The following is a 15535-nucleotide window of genomic DNA, read 5'->3' on the forward strand; positions in this document are numbered from 1 at the left end:
GCCGGTCGGCCCCGTCGTGGCCCGGTTCTAGGATGGTCACCATGCGCATCCACGTGGCGACCGATCACGCCGGCCTCGACTTCAGCACGACCGTCATCCAGCACCTCACCGACGCGGGCCACGACGTGACCGACCACGGTCCGACGAGCTACGAGCCGCTCGACGACTACCCCTCGTTCTGCATCGCGGCGGCGCGGGCGACCGTGCGTGACCAGCGTGCCGGTCACGAGGCGCTCGGAGTCGTCTTCGGCGGCTCGGGCAACGGCGAGCAGATCGCCGCGAACAAGGTCGAGGGCGTCCGGGCGGCCCTGGTCTGGAACGACTCGACCGCGAAGCTCGCCCGCCAGCACAACGACGCCAACGTCATCGCGATCGGTGCACGTCAGCACACCGAGGCCGAGGCGCTCGCGTTCATCGACGCCTTCGTCGCCGAGCCGTTCAGCCACGACGAACGCCACGTGCGCCGCATCGCGCAGGTCGGCGAGTACGAGACCACGGGCGCGATCGCCGGTCACCCGGTCGACTGACGACGTAACGTCGAGAGCGGCGGGACCCCGACCGGGGCCTCGCCGCTCCGTCGTCTCCGCCGTCGAGCGCGAGACCGACACACCGACCACCAGAGAGGTGCCGCCGTGCCCGAGGGCCATTCCGTCCACCGCATCGCCAACCAGTTCGAGCAGAGTTTCGTCGGCCACCGCGTCGAGGTGAGCTCGCCCCAGGGCCGGTTCGCCGACGGTGCGACCCGGCTCGACGGCGCCACGATGGTCGACGCGAAGGCCGTCGGCAAGCAGATGTTCCTCGAGTTCGACAACGGGCTCTGGCTGCACGTGCACCTGGGGCTCTACGGCGCCTGGGACTTCGCCGGCGACATCGCCACGGGCCACTCGATGGCCGAGTCGCGGACGCGCCGGGCGGCGACCCGCAAGGCCGAGAACGCTCCCGACGACGACGGCGAGGACTCGATGGCCAGCATCGGTGCCCCTCGCAGGACGCGCGTGCGCATGGCCGAACAGGAGAAGACCGAGGACGACATCGAGTCGTTCCCGCCCGAGCCCGTCGGGCAGGTGCGCGTGCGTCTGCTGACCGACACCGCCGTCGGCGACCTCCGTGGCCCGACGAAGTGCGAGGTCCTCGACGCGGCCGGGGTCGACCTGGCGATCTCGAAGCTCGGCCCCGACCCCTTGGTCGACTCGCCCAAGAAGGGCAGCGACCGCTTCGTCACGACCGTCCGCAAGAAGCGCACCCCGATCGGCCTGCTGCTGATGGACCAGAGCGTGGTCAGCGGCATCGGCAACATCTACCGCGCCGAGTTGCTGTTCCGGGCCCGGCTCGACCCGCACACGCCCGGCAACCAGGTGCCCGAAGAGGTGCTGCGTGCCCTCTACAAGGACTGGACGAAGCTGCTCAAGAGCGGCGTCGAGCTCGGCCAGATGATGACCATGGACGGCCTCACCAAGGCCCAGCACGCCAAGGCACTGCGCAGTCGAGCCGACCGACACTGGGTCTACCACCGTGAGGGCCTGCCCTGCCGGGTCTGCGGCACGAACATCGTGATGGAGATGGCCGCGGGCCGCAAGCTCTACTGGTGCCCGACCGACCAGGTGTGACCGGGCCGCCGTGTCACGTCCCCGTCACGGCTTCCGGTCGCGGCTGAAACCTGTGCCAGGGTGACACCATGCGGCACACCCCCACGTTCGTCCTGTCCGACGTCGACGAGGTCAAGCGGTTGATCCGCGAGAACCCGTGGGCCACGATCGTGTCCCACACGGCCGCGGGACTCGTGGCGTCGCACTACCCGGTCGTGCTCGAGCAGGACGACGACGACCCCGACGCCATCGTGGTCGTCAGCCACGTCGGCCGCCCCGACGAGCGCTCGCACGAGCTCGGTGAGCACGAGGTCATGGTGATCGTCCAGGGCCCGCACGGCTACGTCTCGCCCGGCTGGTACCCGGCCGAGCAGATCATCCCCACCTGGAACCACGTGACGGCGCATCTCTGGGGCACGCCAGAGATCCTCTCCGACGACGAGAACTTCCGCGTGCTGGGCGAGCTCGTCGACCACTTCGAGCGCGTCATGCCCGAGCCGTCGACGCTCACCCTCGACGAGGCAGGCTCGCGACGGGTCGCGAAGGGCACCGTCGGCATCCGCCTGCGCGTGACCCGGTTCGACGCCCGCGCCAAACTCAGCCAGAACAAGGCGCCCGAGGTCGTCGACCGCATCGTCGACGAGCTCGAGCACGGCGACCACTACGCGCAGCCGGCGCTCGCCGCCGAGATGCGCCGGGTGCGCGACCGATGACGGTCGGCGGCGGCACCCCGGCCGAGGAGGCGCAGCGCACGCTGCTGAGGGACGTCCGTCTGGTCGGTGGCGGGCCCGCCCCCGTGGACGTCCTGCTCGACGGCGGCCGCGTCGTCGCGCTCGCGTCCGGTCTCGCCCCCGACGGTGCCGAGGTCGTCGACCTCGACGGCCGCTGGCTCGCCCCGGGCCTCTGGGACTCCCACGTCCACATGGACCAGTGGGCGCTGGTGCGCCGTCGCCTCGACCTGTCGCGGGCGAGGTCCGCCGCCGAGGCGGCCTCGATCGTGGGGGAGCGCCTGCGCGACGAGCCGGTCGAGGCGGGAGGCACCCTCGTCGGCTACGGCTTCCAGGACGCGCTCTGGCCCGACGCCCCGAGTCGGGCGCTGCTCGACTCGGTGGCGGGCGACGTGCCGGTCGTCCTGGTCAGCAACGACCTGCACTCCGTCTGGCTCGACTCGGCAGCCCTGGCCCGTCACGGTCACGCCGACCATCCGACCGGTCTGCTGCGTGAGCAGCCGGCCTTCGACGTCAGCGCCGCCGTGAGCGTCGTGCCGGACGAGCAGCTCGACCGGTGGGTGGCCGAGGCCGTCGACGCGGCCGCCGCGCGCGGGGTCGTCGGCGTCGTCGACCTCGAGATGACGCTGTCGCTCGACCGCTGGAGCCGCCGCGTGGCCGGCGGGACCCGCGGGCTGCGCATCCGTCCCGGGGTCTACCCGCGCGACCTCGACGCCGTCGTCGCCCGCGGGCTGCGCACCGGCGACGAGATCCCGGGCACCGACGGGCTCGTCACGATGGGGCCGTTCAAGATCATCACCGACGGCTCCCTCGGCACCCGAACCGCGTGGTGCCACGACCCGTACCCCGGGCTCGAGGACGACCCCGCGGCCCGGGGGCTGCGCATCTACGAGACCGACGAGCTCGTCGGGTGGCTGCGCCGCGCCTCCTCGGCGGGGTTCGTGCCGGCCGTGCACGCGATCGGCGACGCCGCGAACGCCCAGGCGCTCGACGCCCTCGAGGAGGTCGGCTGTGGCGGCAGCGTCGAGCACGCGCAGTTGCTCGACGCGCGCGACGTCGAGCGGTTCGCGCGCCTCGGCATCGTGGCCAGCGTCCAGCCGGAGCACGCCATGGACGACCGCGACGTGGCCGACCGCTTCTGGGCCGGTCGCACCGGTCGCGCCTTCGCCTTCGAGAGCCTCGTCGCCGCCGGCGTCCGCCTGCAGCTCGGCTCGGACGCCCCCGTGGCGCCGCTCGACCCCTGGGTCGCGATGGCCGCGGCGATCTCACGCTCGCGTGACGGACGCGAGCCGTGGCACCCAGAACAGCGACTGGTCGCCTCGGCGGCGCTCGCCGCGTCGACCGGCGGCCGGGCACGGGTCGAGGTGGGGTCGGTGGCCGACCTCGTCGTCACCGAGGTCGACCCGCTCACCGCGACGGACGACCAGCTGCGCCGGATGCCCGTCGTCGGCACGGTCCTGGCGGGTCGGTGGACGCACCGCACGCTCTGACGGGGCGGTGTCGACCCGACACGGCGAAGGCCGCCACCCCGGGCGGGGTGGCGGCCTTCGTCCGTCTGGCGAGGGGGTCAGCCGGCGACGTGCGCGGCGAGGAACCAGCGGTCCTTCTCGAGGCCCCGCGAGATCTCGATCGCGACGTCCTGGCTCGAGGCGTCGAGCTCACCGAGCTCGTCGATGGCCTCGCGGACGGCGACGAGCGAGGCGTCGATCTGGGCGACCAGCTCGGCGATGGTGACGTCGATCTGGTTGAAGCCGGGGGAGGTCGGGGGGATGACGGTCTTGGCGGCGACGGTCTCGATGCGTCCGTCGACCGGCAGGCCGAGGGCGACGACGCGCTCGGCGGCGAGGTCGGCCCATTCGCGGGCGTGGTCGACGACCACGTCGATGAGTTCGTGGACGGCGACGAACGCGATGCCGCGCACGTGCCAGTGGGCCTGCTTGCCGTTGACCGACAGGGCCGTCATGTCCGTGACGATCTGGCTGAGGAACTGGGCGACGCCGGCGGCGACGTCGGGGTCGACGGAACCCTGGGGGACGGTGCGGGTGATGTCGGTCATGACGTGGTCCTTTCCTAGACGATGGAGGCAACGCTAGACGTCTGGGAGAATTCCGCAAGCAAGCTGAGGCTCGGCTCACCTAGGCCAGCCTCACCTCACCCCGCTCGTGAGGGGGGATAACCCCACCGGCGTTCCGTGCGCTGGCACCATGGGGTGGACGCCCCGCGCAGACCAGGCTCGAAGGCATGATCCAGGAGACCACCATCACCGCCGCGAACCCTTACCTCTCGCCCCCGTCCCGCCCCGGCGGCTACCGACGACGCTGGCGCGAGTTGCCTCGCGAACTCGGCTACGTCGCGCTCTCGGCCGTCCTCGTCGTCATCGTGACGGTGGCCGCCTCGTTGTTCCTGCACACGGTCAGCGGGTCGAGCGACTCGTTGTTCACCCTCGTCTTCCTCGCGATCGTCGTCTTCGGCGCGCTGTGGATCGCCCGGTGGTTCGGCACCTTCGAGGTGCTCCGCCTGGGCTGGGCCAGCGACCGTCCGATCCGACCCGTCGACTGGACTCCCAACACCGCATGGGGTCGGTCCACGAACCGCTTCGTGCGGGCGGTCTCGGTCTTCGCCAACCCGCACTACTGGCTGTACCTGCTCTACGGCGTCGTGGTCTTCCCGATCGTCGCGGGCTTCACGACCTTCGTCCTCGTGAGCCTGCTGGCCGGCCCGGTGCTCGCGGTCCTCGGGGTCGTGCTCGTCTTCCAGGCGTTGCCGCCGTTCGACACCTTCAACTGGGCGTCCGCGATCGGCAACGGCGGAGGCGCGGTGCTCGTCGTCCTCGCGCTCGCCCTCTTCGCCGTGGTCGTCCTGGTCTACCCCTACGTCGTGCACGGGTTCGTCGTCATGCACCAGGCGATCGCCGGCGTGATGCTCGGCGGGTTCCGCAGCGAGCAGCTCGAGGTCGAGCTCGCCGACCGGGAGATCTCGCGCACGGCCGCCCTGTCCGCCGAGGGCACGGCCCTCCGCCGGCTCGAGCGCGACATCCACGACGGGCCCCAGCAGCGCCTCGTGCGCCTGCAGATGGACCTCGCGGCGGCCTCCCGCGCCGTCGACACCGATCCCGAGAAGAGCAAGTCCCTCATCGAGGAGGCGCGGGTGCAGTCCCGCGAGGCCCTCGAGGAGCTGCGCGCCCTGTCCCGCGGTTTCGCGCCTCCGTTGCTCCTGGACCGCGGCCTGGTCGCGGCACTCGAGTCGCTCGTCGACCGCTCGGTGGTTCCGACCACGATGCTCAACCGGGTGCCCGCGCACGTCGCGATCCCGAGCGACATCGAGCGCAACGCGTACTTCATCGCGTCCGAACTGGTGACGAACACGGGCAAGCACGCCGAGGCGGCCAGCGCCGACCTCGTGCTGCGCACGCGCCAGGCTCCCGACGGCATCGGCACGCTGCTCGAGCTCGTCGTGACCGACGACGGACGCGGCGGTGCCGGCCTGCGCGACGGCCACGGTCTCGCCGGGGTGCAGGAGCGCCTCGTGGGCCTCGGCGGCTTCCTCGACATCAGCAGCCCGCAGGGCGGGCCGACCATCGTCACGGTGAGCATCCCGATGACGATCGAGGTGCCGAGCAACCCGACGATGCCACTGCCGACCGAGCCGCTGCCGCCGTTCTCGTCGACGGCCGTGACCGAGCCGCTGCCCGACGCGGCGCTGCCCGACGGGCCGCTCGACCCGCCGGCCGGGCCGCCCGCGCGACCGTAGTCCGTGGGCCGCGCCCGTAGTCTGGACGCGTGAGTCTCGAGAGCCCCTCCCGTCAGCCCCTCCGCGTCGTCGTCGCCGACGACTCGGTGCTGCTGCGGGAGGGGCTCGTCCGACTCCTCGACGAGATCGGGGTCGAGGTCGTCGGGGCGTACGGCGACGCCGACTCCTTGCTGGCCGACCTGGACGAGGTCCGTCCCGACATCGCCGTGCTCGACGTCCGCATGCCGCCGACCCACACCGACGAGGGCGTCCGGGCCGCGATCGAGGCGCGACGCCGTCGGCCCGACCTCGGCATCCTGCTGCTGTCGCAGTACGTCGAGGTGGCCTACGCCCGCGACCTGCTCGAAGCGGGCTCGGGCGGGGTCGGCTACCTGCTCAAGGACCGCATCGCCTCGTTCGACGAGTTCCGTGACGCGCTCGGGCGGGTGTCCGACGGCGGCACGGTCCTCGACCCGCAGGTGGTCTCGCAGCTGCTGGGTCGTCGCAGCGACCCGCTCGCCGCGCTCACGCCGCGTGAGCGAGAGGTGCTGACGCTGATGGCCGAGGGGCGCACGAACGCCGCCATCGCGGCCGAGCTGGTCATCGGCACGGGTGCGGTGGAGAAGAACGTCACCTCGATCTTCCAGAAGCTCCTGCTCGAGGACAGCGGCACCGACCACCGTCGGGTGCTGGCGGTGCTCGCCTTCCTGCAGCGCTGAGTCGGCTCGTCCCCGGTTCGGTGGAGTTCCGGCGACCGGCTGACAGAGCGCCGGACGGGTGTCGTCAGCTGGTCGTGCCCGGCGCGTCGTCGGCCGGGTCGGCGGGGGAGTCCGCCTGAGGGGCGACGGCCCGCGGGCCCGCCACGTCGAGGACGGCGTCGCGCAGCGCGTGGCCGAGGGCCTCGTAACCGGCTGTCGTGGGGTGGATGCCGTCGACGGTCGTGCCGGCGGCGAAGACGTCGCCCGCCCGGGCGAACCCCCAGGGGTCGGTGAAGGTCCAGCCCTTGTCGGCGACGTAGCGCTCGAGTTGCCCCTCGTACCGCGCCGCGGCCCGCGGTGCACGGTCGTAGGGCGGGATCGCGGCCACGACGACGTGCTCCGGCCGGATCGTGTCGACGATGGCGTCGTAGGACGCGGCGGACTCGGCGAAGCTCAGCCCGAGGCGCACGTCGTTCGTGCCGGACATCAGCACGAGGACGTCGACGTCGGCGACCGGGCGCACCGCCGCGGCCTGCTCCTGCACCGTCGAGCCGCCCTTGGCGTAGCCACCCACGTAGTCGATGCCGTCGCCCTGGGCGTAGGTCATCCAGGTGTCGGCGGTGAGCCCGGCGCTCAGCAGACGACCGCCCCCGGCGGTCAACGAGTCGCCGACGATCGCGACCCGCACGCCCCCCGAGCTCGGAGCGACGGCCACGCCGGGCCCGGCCGCGGCCTGCGCGATCGCGCCGGACCCGGAGGCGCGGGTCGCCTCGGTCGGAGGGGCGGCGCATCCGGCCGCGAGGGTGGCCACGACCGCACCGACCAGCGCGACCCGTGCGAACGTCGCGCGTCTCATGTGGCCATCTTGGGTCACGTCGCGCCGAGAAAAATCATCCGCCAGCACGACTTCCCCCCGAGCCGCCCGAGAGACCCCTGAAGAGCGCCGACACCGACGTGCATGGCCCGGAGAACATTTCATTGAAGGCGCCCCCGGCGCCGGACGCCTGCGTGCAAGGCTCGAAGAAGATTTCAGTCAAGGCGCCTACCGGCGCCGACGCCTGCGTGCAACGTGCGGAGAAGAATTCATTCAAGGCGCCCCCCGGCGCCGACGCCTGCGTGCAACGTGCGGAGAAGATTTCATTCAAGGCGCCCCCCGGCGCCGACGCCGGAGGCGTCGAACAAACACAGAGGGGATGACGGGAATCGAACCCGCGTGATCAGTTTGGAAGACTGAGGCTCTACCATTGAGCTACATCCCCGTGAGCGGCCGAGCCGCACGGGTGAGACCAGCATAAGGCATCCGACGAGGTCGCTCAGTCACGGGCCCTCGGCGTCGGCTAGACTCGACGCGGCCTTCACGTACCCGACCTCAACGGGGCTCACGCGTGCCGGCCGGTTCCAGGCTGATACACGGGGCGTAGCGTAGTGGCTAGCGCGTCCGTTTTGGGGGCGGAAGATCGCAGGTTCGAGTCCTGTCGCCCCGACGATCGTCTACCTGCTGTCTCGGATGTGAGTTCAGCGCCACCAACACAGGAGAAGCCCCACATTGGTCCAGACCACGGTTGAGAAGCTCAGCCCCACGCGCGTCAAGCTCAACATCGTCGTCACCCCCGACGAACTCAAGCCCAGCGTCACGCACGCTTACGGTCACATCGCCGAGTCGGTCAACATCCCCGGGTTCCGCAAGGGCAAGGTGCCGCCGCCCATCATCGACCAGCGCGTCGGTCGTGAAGAGGTGCTCAACCACGCCGTCAGCGAGAGCCTCGACAAGTTCTATCGCGAGGCCGTGACCGAGACCGAGATCCGCGTCCTCGGCCGTCCCGAGGCCGACGTCGTCGAGTGGCCGAACGTCAAGGACTTCTCCGGCGACCTGAAGATCGCCGTCGAGGTCGACGTGCGCCCCGACTTCGACCTGCCCGAGTACGACGGCCTCGAGCTGACGGTCGACACGGTCGACATCACCGACGACGAGATCGCCGAAGAACTGACGAACCTGCGTACCCGTTTTGGCACGCTGGTCACCGTCGACCGTCCCGCCACCACGGGTGACTTCGCGCAGATCGACCTCACGGCGACCATCGGCGACGACGTCGTCGACACCGCCAAGGGGATTTCGTACGAGCTCGGCTCGGGCGAGCTGATCGAGGGCATCGACGAGGCCCTCGAGTCGCTCACCGCCGGTGAGAGCACCACCTTCGAGTCGAAGCTGCTCGGCGGCGATCGCGAAGGCGAGACCGCCCTCATCGCCGTCGACGTCACGGCCGTCAAAGAGCGCGAGCTGCCCGAGGCCGACGACGACTTCGCTCAGATCGCCAGCCAGTTCGACACGATCGACGAGCTCAAGGGTGACCTGAAAGAGCAGCTGGCCAAGTCGAAGACCTTCGGTCAGGGTGCCCAGGCACGCGACCAGGTCGTCGAGAAGTTGCTCGAGGCCGTCGAGATCCCCGTCCCCGAGAAGCTCGTCGAGGACGAGGTGCACCGTCACCTCGAGCAGGAGAACCGCCTCGAGGACGACGAGCACCGCGCCGAGGTGAAGGAGAGCAGCGAGAAGGCCTTCCGCAACCAGATCCTCCTCGACGCCATCGCCGAGAAAGAGGCCGTCAAGGTCGAGCAGGACGAACTGACGCAGTACCTCATCCAGGGTGCGGCCCAGTACGGCATGGAGCCCGGCGAGTTCATCAAGGTCCTCGACCAGAACGGCCAGATCCCCGCCATGGTCGGCGAGGTCGCTCGCAGCAAGGCCCTCGCGGTCGTGCTCAGCAAGGCCAAGGTCGTCGACGGCAAGGGCGACTCGGTCGACCTGTCCGCCTTCACCGCGACCGCGGGTGTCGGCGGCGACGACGACCACGCGGGTCACGACCACGCGTAAGCAACAGCGGCGGGTCGGCTGACCCGTCACGTCGAGAGGGCCGGGTGCGAGTGCACCCGGCCCTCCGTCGTTCCCGGCGCCGCGCCTCCCGGGCTCTCGGGCGTGCCCCGCGTGGCCGTGGAGGCGCGGTATCTGCCGTGGGCGAACAGCCCGGAACCCGTGCGTTGGCTCCGATAGATTCGACGACAAGCGACAACGAATGGGAGCTCCACCATGGCCGACGTGACACTGCCCAACAGTGTTTTTGACCGACTGCTCAAAGACCGGATCATCTGGCTCGGCTCTGAGGTCCGCGACGAGAACGCCAACGAGATCGCCGCGAAACTGCTGCTGCTCGCTGCGGAAGACAGCGAGAAAGACATCTACCTCTACATCAACTCGCCCGGCGGGTCGATCACGGCGGGCATGGCGATCTACGACGCCATGGAGTTCGTGCCGAACGACATCGTCACCGTCGGCATCGGCATGGCCGCGTCGATGGGCCAGCTGCTCTTGACGGCCGGCACCAAGGGCAAGCGCTACATCACACCGAACGCTCGCGTCCTGCTGCACCAGCCGCACGGTGGGTTCGGCGGCACCTCGTCCGACATCCAGACGCAGGCGCAGCTCATCCTCTCGATGAAGCGTCGACTGGCCGAGATCACGGCCGCGCAGACGGGCAAGACCGTCGAGCAGATCAACGAGGACGGCGACCGCGACCGCTGGTTCACCGCCGAGGAGGCCCTCGAGTACGGCTTCGTCGACCACATCCGCGGCTCGGCCACCGACGTCGTCGGCGGCGCCGGCACCGACCAGGCCTAGGCCCTTCGCCCCTTCGTCAGAACGAGAAAGAGAAGAACTCATGGAACTCCCGATGATGGGTGGCGCGGGTCGAGTGCAGACCCCCAGCTCCCGGTACATCCTGCCCAGCTTCGAAGAGCGCACGGCGTACGGCTACAAGCGCCAGGACCCCTACGCGAAGCTGTTCGAAGACCGCATCGTCTTCCTCGGCGTGCAGGTCGACGATGCCTCGGCGGACGACATCATGGCCCAGCTGCTCGTGCTCGAGAGCATGGACCCCGATCGCGACATCACGCTGTACATCAACTCGCCCGGTGGCTCGTTCACGGCCATGACGGCCATCTACGACACGATGCAGTACATCCGTCCCGAGATCCAGACGGTCTGCCTCGGCCAGGCCGCCTCGGCCGCGGCCGTCCTGCTCGCCGCGGGTCAGCCCGGCAAGCGCCTCGCCCTGCCCAACGCCCGCGTGCTGATCCACCAGCCCGCGACCGGTGGCAGCAGCGGCGGCCAGGCCTCCGACATCGAGATCCAGGCCGCCGAGGTGCTCCGCATGCGCACCTGGCTCGAAGAGACCCTGTCGAAGCACTCGAACAAGACGCCCGAGCAGGTGAACCGCGACATCGAGCGCGACAACATCCTGGGTGCCCAAGAGGCGCTCGAGTACGGACTCGTCGACCAGGTCCTGGGTTCGCGCAAGAACCAGCCGGCGGCGCTGACGCGCTGACCTCGGCATGACGACGAAGGCCCCGGGCTCCCGCCCGGGGCCTTCGTCGTGGTGATCGCCGGGTCGTCGGCACGGCGTCCTCCGGCCATCCCCGTCGGATGTGCTCGAACCACCCGGGTCGGTCCGTGAGTGTCGGCGGATCGGGTTAGGCTCGGTGCACACGACGACCGGTCCCGGTCGATGACCTCAGCCAATCAGGGAGGCCGAGCATGGCGCGCATAGGTGAGAGTGCCGATCTGCTCAAATGCTCGTTCTGCGGCAAGAGCCAGAAGCAGGTCCAGCAATTGATCGCCGGTCCCGGCGTGTACATCTGCGACGAGTGCGTCGAGCTCTGCAACGAGATCATCGAAGAGCGCCTCGCCGAGGCCGGTGACGAACCCGCGAGCGAGTTCGACCTGCCCAAGCCCCGCGAGATCTACTCGTCCCTCGAAGAGTACGTGATCGGGCAGGACGCGGCGAAGCGTGCCCTCTCGGTGGCCGTCTACAACCACTACAAGCGCATCCGCGCCGCCTCGACCCTCACCGCCGCCGAGTCGCTCGCCGACGAGGTCGAGATCTCGAAGTCGAACATCCTGCTGATCGGCCCGACCGGCTGCGGCAAGACCTACCTGGCGCAGACCCTGGCCAAGCGGCTGAACGTGCCGTTCGCCGTCGCCGACGCCACGGCCCTCACCGAGGCCGGCTACGTCGGCGAGGACGTCGAGAACATCCTCCTCAAGCTGATCCAGGCCGCCGACTACGACGTCAAGCGGGCCGAGACCGGCATCATCTACATCGACGAGATCGACAAGATCGCCCGCAAGGCCGAGAACCCGTCCATCACGCGCGACGTCTCGGGCGAGGGCGTGCAACAGGCGCTGCTCAAGATCCTCGAGGGCACCGTGGCCTCGGTGCCGCCGCAGGGTGGCCGCAAGCACCCCCACCAAGAGTTCATCCAGGTCGACACCACCAACGTGCTCTTCATCGTCGCCGGGGCGTTCGCCGGGCTCGAGGACATCATCTCGAACCGCGCCGGCAAGCGCGGCATCGGTTTCGGTGCCCCGCTGCACAGCAAAGAAGACGAAGCAGCCCTCTTCAGCGAGGTCCTGCCCGAAGACCTCCACAAGTTCGGTCTGATCCCCGAGTTCATCGGTCGTCTGCCCGTGGTGACCACGGTCACGCAGCTCGACCAGCCCGCGTTGATGCAGATCCTCACCGAGCCGAAGAACGCGCTCGTGCGGCAGTACCAGCGCATGTTCGAGATCGACGGGGTCGAGCTCGAGTTCGACCGCGGCGCCCTCGAAGCGATCGCCGACCTGGCCGTCCTGCGTCAGACCGGCGCCCGCGGGCTCCGCGCCATCCTCGAAGAGGTCCTCGGTCCGATCATGTTCGACGTCCCGTCGGACGACACCGTCGGGCGAGTCGTCATCACACGGGCCTCGGTGCTCGAGAACGCCGCGCCCACGATCGTGCCGCGCCTCGTCGAACAGCGCACCGAGAAGTCCGCCTAGCAGCGACGTCAGAACGCCCCGGCCGGTTCGGCCGGGGCGTTCTCGTGTCAGGCGAGGCCGCGGCGCGCGAGCAGGGGCTCGACCCGGGCGTCCCGACCACGGAAGTCGCGGTAGGCCTCGAGTGGGTCCTTCGAGCCGCCGACGCCCAGCAGGCGTGAGCGGAACCGGTCACCGTTCTCGCGGGTGAGCCCGCCGTTCTGCTCGAACCACTCGACCGTGTCGGCGTCGAGCACCTCGCTCCAGATGTACGAGTAGTAGCCGGTGTCGTATCCGCCCGAGAAGGTGTGGGCGAAGTACGTGCTCGAGTAGCGGGTGGGGACCGACGCGAGGTCGAGGCCCACCGCGGCCAGCGCCTCCTGCTCGAACGCCTCGACGTCCGTGATCGCCGCGGCCTCGGCCGACGACACGGCGTGCCACGCCTGGTCGAGCAGCGCCGCGGCGAGGTACTCGCTCGTCTCGAAGCCCTGGTCGAACCCCTGCGAGGCGATGAGCGCATCGACCAGCGGCTGGGGGAGGCGTTCGCCGGTCTCGTGGTGCACGGCGTAGTTCGCGAGCACCTCGGGCCAGAGCATCCACATCTCGTTCACCTGGCTGGGGAACTCGACGAAGTCGCGGAAGACGTTCGTGCCCGAGAAGCTCGGGTAGGTCACCCGGGCGACGAGACCGTGCAGGGCGTGACCGAACTCGTGGAAGAACGTCGTCACCTCGTCGAGCGTCAGCAGGGTCGGCCGGCCGGCCGGTGGCTTGGGCACGTTGAGGTTGTTGACGACCACCGTCGGCAGTCCGGTCAGGGCGGACTGCGAGACGAGCGGGTTCATCCAGGCACCGCCGCGTTTGCTGTCACGCGTGTACAGGTCGAGCACGTAGAGGCCGACCTCGCGGCCGTCGGCGTCGGTCACCTCGAAGACCCGCGCCTCGGGGTGGTAGGCGACCAGGTCGGGGCGCTCGGCGAACCGCAGGCCGTAGAGCTGCCCCGCGGCGAAGAAGACGCCGTCGTGCAGCACGCGCTCGGCCTCGAAGTACGGCCGCATCGCGGCCGCGTCGACGTCGTGCTTCTCGGTGCGGACCCGTTCGGTGAAGAAGGCCCAGTCCGACGCCCGTATCGTCCGGCCGGCGACGCGCTCGAGCTCGGCCTGCTCGGCGCGCGCGTTTCGGGCGGCAGGAGGCGCGAGCCGCCCGAGCAGGTCGGCCACCGCCTCGGGCGTGCCCGCCGTCTCGCCCGCCGTGACGTAGGCGGCGTGCGACCGGAACCCGAGCAGCTCGGCCCGCTCGGCGCGCAGCCGGGCGATCTCGAGCACGAGCTCGCGGTTGTCGTGGTCGCCTCCGCGGCGTCCGCGCGAGAGCGACGCCTGCATGATGCGCTCGCGCAGCGCCTGGTCGGTCAGGCTCGCGAGGTAGGGGTGGCCGCTGAACAACACGAGGGTGATGACGTAGCGACCCTCGAGTCCACGCTCTCGGGCTGTCTCGGCGGCGGCGGCGATCGCCCCGGCGTCGAGTCCGTCAAGTTCGGCGACGTCGTCGACCACGACGGCGAGGTCGTTCGTGTCGGCCAGCAGGTTCTTCTCGAACCGTGTGGTCAGGGTCGAGAGCCGGCCGTTGAGGTCGCGCAGGCGGTCTTTGTCGTCGTCGCCGAGGGCGGCCCCCGAGCGAGTGGCCTCGGCGACGAGTCGTTCGACGAGGTATCGCTGCTCGGCGGTCAGGTCGAGGGCGTCCCGGCGCTCGTGCACGCTGCGGAGACGGGCGAAGAGGCGCGGGTCGAGCCGGATGGCGTCGGCGTGTGCCGCGAGCCGCGGGGCCAGCTCGAGTTCGAGGGCGTCGGTGGCCTCGGTCGAGTCCGACGAGGTCTTGTTGAAGAAGGCGTGCTCGACGCGGGTGAGGATCGCGCCGCTGCGTTCGAGGGCGGCGACCGTGTTCTCGAAGGTCGGCTCGGCCGGGTCGGTCGCGATGACCTCGACCTCGGCCAGCTGTTCGGCGAACCCGGCGTCGAACGCGGGGCCGTAGTCGTCGTCGGTGATGCTCGCGAACGGCGGCAGCGAGTACGGCAGCGTGCTGGGGGAGAGGAACGGGTTCGTCATCAGCCCACACTAGGAGGCACGCTAGGGTCGCCGCATGAGCGAACGCCCCGAGACGCACGCCCGGTACACCCACGGCCACCACGAGAGCGTGCTGCGCAGCCACTCGTGGCGGACGGTCGAGAACTCGGCCGCGTACCTCGAGCCGCACCTCGTGCCCGGGGTCAGCGTCCTCGACGTCGGGTCGGGGCCGGGGACCATCACCGTCGACATCGCCGGCCGCGTCGCGCCCGGTCGCGTGATCGGCATCGACGCCGCCCCCGGCATCGTCGAACAGGCGTCGTCGCTCGCGGTCGGGGCCGGCCTGCACAACGTCCACTTCGAGACGGCCGACCTGTTCGCCCTGCCGTTCGACGACGACGCCTTCGACGTGGTGCACGCGCACCAGGTCCTGCAGCACGTGGGCGACCCGGTGGCCGCCCTGCGCGAGATGCGTCGGGTGGCCCGACCCGGGGGAATCGTGGCCGTCCGCGACGTCGACTACCACGGCTGCGTCTGGGCTCCCGAGAATCCCGGGCTCGACCGGTGGATGGACGTCTACCAGACCGTGCACCGCGGAAACGGCGGTGAACCCGACGCCGGGAGGCGCCTCAAGGGCTGGGCGCTCGAGGCGGGCTTCGTCGACGTGGCGAGCAGCGCCTCCGTGTGGTGCTTCGCCTCGGACGAGGACCGCACCTGGTGGGGCGACAGCTGGGCGACCCGCGCGACGGAGTCGGCGTTCTACGCCGACGCGATCGGCAAGGGTGCGGCCACGCACGACGAACTGCACGCGATCGCCGACGCCTGGCGCGCCTGGCGCGACGCCCCCGACGGCTGGCTCATCATGCCGCACGGCGAGCTGCTCGCCCGCGCCTGA

At 70.4% G+C, this 15535-nt stretch carries 14 protein-coding genes and 2 tRNA genes; 12 read left to right on the forward strand and 4 right to left on the reverse strand.

Annotated elements, in window-relative coordinates; translation table 11 throughout:
- Positions 1–41 precede the first annotated feature (41 nt).
- From ASE87_RS06415 to ASE87_RS06430, 4 genes are all read left to right on the forward strand, one after another.
- Positions 42–527, forward strand: a complete 486-nt coding sequence (locus ASE87_RS06415; RefSeq protein WP_043597130.1) for a ribose-5-phosphate isomerase — start codon at positions 42–44, stop codon at positions 525–527.
- 105 nt (positions 528–632) lie between these two features.
- Positions 633–1607 carry an Fpg/Nei family DNA glycosylase gene (locus ASE87_RS06420; protein WP_043597021.1) on the forward strand — a complete coding sequence of 325 codons (975 nt, stop codon included), beginning with the start codon at positions 633–635 and terminating at the stop codon, positions 1605–1607.
- 68 nt (positions 1608–1675) lie between these two features.
- A complete protein-coding gene (locus ASE87_RS06425; protein ID WP_043597022.1) occupies positions 1676–2299 on the forward strand; it encodes an FMN-binding negative transcriptional regulator in 624 nt (207 codons plus the stop codon).
- A complete protein-coding gene (locus ASE87_RS06430) occupies positions 2296–3804 on the forward strand; it encodes an amidohydrolase (protein ID WP_043597024.1) in 1509 nt (502 codons plus the stop codon). The genes ASE87_RS06425 and ASE87_RS06430 overlap by 4 nt, the downstream gene beginning before the upstream one ends.
- Before the next feature lie 77 nt (positions 3805–3881).
- Here ASE87_RS06430 and ASE87_RS06435 read toward each other — a convergent pair whose 3' ends face one another.
- A complete protein-coding gene (locus ASE87_RS06435; protein WP_043597026.1) occupies positions 3882–4370 on the reverse strand; it encodes a Dps family protein in 489 nt (162 codons plus the stop codon).
- A gap of 185 nt (positions 4371–4555) precedes the next feature.
- Between ASE87_RS06435 and ASE87_RS06440 the strand changes: the two genes are divergently transcribed.
- Together ASE87_RS06440 and ASE87_RS06445 are read left to right on the forward strand one after the other, a co-directional pair.
- Complete coding sequence (locus ASE87_RS06440) at positions 4556–6064, forward strand: histidine kinase (RefSeq protein WP_056226972.1); 1509 nt, start codon at positions 4556–4558, stop codon at positions 6062–6064.
- A 29-nt stretch (positions 6065–6093) separates the two neighbouring features.
- Positions 6094–6762, forward strand: coding sequence for a response regulator transcription factor (locus ASE87_RS06445; RefSeq protein ID WP_043597028.1), 669 nt, complete (start codon positions 6094–6096; stop codon positions 6760–6762).
- A gap of 64 nt (positions 6763–6826) precedes the next feature.
- Here the strand turns inward: ASE87_RS06445 and ASE87_RS06450 are convergent, their stop codons facing one another.
- Both ASE87_RS06450 and ASE87_RS06455 read right to left on the reverse strand, forming a co-directional pair.
- Complete coding sequence (locus ASE87_RS06450) at positions 6827–7597, reverse strand: SGNH/GDSL hydrolase family protein (protein ID WP_056226974.1); 771 nt, start codon at positions 7595–7597, stop codon at positions 6827–6829.
- 332 nt (positions 7598–7929) lie between these two features.
- Positions 7930–8000, reverse strand: a tRNA-Gly gene (locus ASE87_RS06455).
- A 152-nt stretch (positions 8001–8152) separates the two neighbouring features.
- Between ASE87_RS06455 and ASE87_RS06460 the strand changes: the two genes are divergently transcribed.
- The 5 genes from ASE87_RS06460 to clpX all read left to right on the forward strand — a co-directional run bounded on the left by ASE87_RS06460 (position 8153) and on the right by clpX (position 12607).
- Positions 8153–8225, forward strand: a tRNA-Pro gene (locus ASE87_RS06460).
- A gap of 62 nt (positions 8226–8287) precedes the next feature.
- Complete coding sequence (gene tig / locus ASE87_RS06465; protein ID WP_043597032.1) at positions 8288–9610, forward strand: trigger factor; 1323 nt, start codon at positions 8288–8290, stop codon at positions 9608–9610.
- Between the two features lie 213 nt (positions 9611–9823).
- Complete coding sequence (locus ASE87_RS06470) at positions 9824–10411, forward strand: ATP-dependent Clp protease proteolytic subunit (RefSeq protein WP_043597035.1); 588 nt, start codon at positions 9824–9826, stop codon at positions 10409–10411.
- A 40-nt stretch (positions 10412–10451) separates the two neighbouring features.
- Complete coding sequence (locus ASE87_RS06475; protein WP_043597037.1) at positions 10452–11117, forward strand: ATP-dependent Clp protease proteolytic subunit; 666 nt, start codon at positions 10452–10454, stop codon at positions 11115–11117.
- Positions 11118–11326: 209 nt separating this feature from the next.
- Positions 11327–12607 carry an ATP-dependent Clp protease ATP-binding subunit ClpX gene (clpX, locus tag ASE87_RS06480; RefSeq protein ID WP_056226976.1) on the forward strand — a complete coding sequence of 427 codons (1281 nt, stop codon included), beginning with the start codon at positions 11327–11329 and terminating at the stop codon, positions 12605–12607.
- A gap of 47 nt (positions 12608–12654) precedes the next feature.
- On the opposite strand, the gene ASE87_RS06485 is transcribed toward clpX, so the two are convergent.
- Positions 12655–14682 carry a M3 family metallopeptidase gene (locus ASE87_RS06485; RefSeq protein ID WP_056226978.1) on the reverse strand — a complete coding sequence of 676 codons (2028 nt, stop codon included), beginning with the start codon at positions 14680–14682 and terminating at the stop codon, positions 12655–12657.
- A gap of 34 nt (positions 14683–14716) precedes the next feature.
- On the opposite strand from ASE87_RS06485, the gene ASE87_RS06490 reads away from it, so the two are divergent.
- Positions 14717–15535 (forward strand): methyltransferase domain-containing protein, encoded by an 819-nt coding sequence (locus tag ASE87_RS06490; protein WP_056226980.1) that lies wholly within the window; start codon positions 14717–14719, stop codon positions 15533–15535.

This window comes from Frigoribacterium sp. Leaf44 (assembly GCF_001421865.1).
In the GTDB taxonomy this organism is placed as follows: Bacteria; Actinomycetota; Actinomycetes; order Actinomycetales; family Microbacteriaceae; genus Frigoribacterium.